The sequence below is a fragment of the Nonomuraea sp. NPDC050310 genome, assembly GCF_040655795.1.
In the GTDB taxonomy this organism is placed as follows: domain Bacteria; phylum Actinomycetota; class Actinomycetes; order Streptosporangiales; family Streptosporangiaceae; genus Nonomuraea.
The window spans coordinates 1-1,590 of record NZ_JBFAKP010000054.1; the positions used below are offsets into that span (position 1 = coordinate 1).

A 1,590-nucleotide genomic window follows, 5' to 3' on the forward strand; every position below is an offset into this window, starting at 1 on the left:
GTGTTCGATGCCCCGATCGACCTGAGCGACCTGCCCGGATACCAGGCCGCGACGGCTTCCAGGCCCAGGACGGCGTTCCTCGGCCGCTGCTCCACCAAGGACAACCAGGACCCGCGCTCCTCGCTTGCCGGTCAGCTCGCCGACGCGAGCCTGCTCCTGGGCCCGGGTGAGGTGTTCGTCGCCCACTTCTGGGACGTGGAGTCCGGGATGCTCGGCCTGGACGAGCGCAGCCAGATCTGCGCCGAGGACTACGCCCGCCTCGGCGTCCCCGTGCCGCGGGACGGCGGCCTGGGCGAGCTACTGGAGGCCGTCGAGCGCGGCGAGGTGGACCGCGTGGCGTGCGAGCGGATCGGCCGCGTCGCCCGCGACATGCTGCCCAGTCTCCAGATCGAGCGGCACCTGCTGTCGCGTGGTGTGCCCATCGACTGCGCCAACGAGCCTCAGGGCGGGATGACCACCGGCCGGCTCACGACGCGGCGCTCGGCGCAGATGCAGGCCGAGATCGGCCGGCACGAGCTGATGGAGATGTCGATGCGCGGGCAGCGCCAGCACGCCGCTAACGGCTACCGGCACGGCCCGCCCTGCTACGGCTACATCGCGGAGCTCGACCCGGACGCGCCGCCGCCGGCCGGGCGGTTCGGCGAGCGGCGGCCCAAGATGCGCCTGGCCCTGCACCCGGACGGGCGCCGGGCCGACACCGTGTCGCAGGTGTTCGGGATGCGCCGGCTGGAGCGGCTCGGCGACCGGGAGATTGCCCGGAGGCTGGCGCGCGACCTGGACCTGCATCCTCTGGCCGAAGGTCAGGCGATGTGGTGCGGCCGGCAGGTGCGCCGCATGCTCGCCCAGCCGAAATACACCGGCTACCAGGTCTACGGGCGGCGGGCCGGCCGCCAAAGGCGGGAGCGGCCCACCCCGATCTCCGCGTGGGTGTGGTCGCGCCGGCCGGCACACCCGGCCATCGTCACCGTCGAGGAGTGGCACCAGACGCAGCTGGTGGCGGCCCAGCTGCGGGCGAGCAGGTCGACCGGGTGGGACCGCGTGCACGCGGCCGCCGCCGCGCGCGGGATCGCGCTGCTGCCGGTGCGGGAGAACGAGACGCACACGGTGTTCCTCGCCGGTGATCGGCAGATCGTGCTGCCGCGCGGCGGCCTTCCTCCCGTCGTCGCCGACGAGGTCATCGCTCTGCTGGAGGCTGGCCGGTGAGCGCGGCCGGCGGTCGTGACATCGTCGTGGTCGCGGTCCGGCGCGGCGGCTGGTGGATCACACGCGCGGACCAGCACGGCCTCGTCGTGCACGGCCGCAGCCTGCGCGAGCTGGGCGCCAGCGCCGAGGCCGCGCTCGCCTTGCGCGCCGGCGACGGGGCGGGGCCGGCCGTGTGCGTGCGGGTGGACTCGGCCGACCTGCAGGCGATGGCCAAGGCTCGGCGGGGGTATGAGGCGGCGCTGCGCCGGGCGGTGCAGGCGCTGCGATCGGAGGGCAGTTCCTGGGCGGACATCGCCCAGGCCTGCCAGGTCACGGTGGGGCAGGCACGCGCGGCGCACGGAACAGGAACCGCCGAACAAGACGGTGCGCATGCCGCACCCGGGCGGC

The 1,590-nt window shown here is 74.8% G+C and carries 2 protein-coding genes; both read left to right on the forward strand.

Features of this window, described 5'->3' with window-relative positions; genetic code table 11:
- The coding region (locus AB0I67_RS43075) for a recombinase family protein (RefSeq protein WP_357936782.1) at positions 1 to 1,203 on the forward strand (1,203 nt) is incomplete at its 5' end.
- Positions 1,200 to 1,590 (forward strand): hypothetical protein (locus tag AB0I67_RS43080; protein WP_357936784.1); only part of this gene is annotated, 391 nt, incomplete at its 3' end. The genes AB0I67_RS43075 and AB0I67_RS43080, both read left to right, overlap by 4 nt.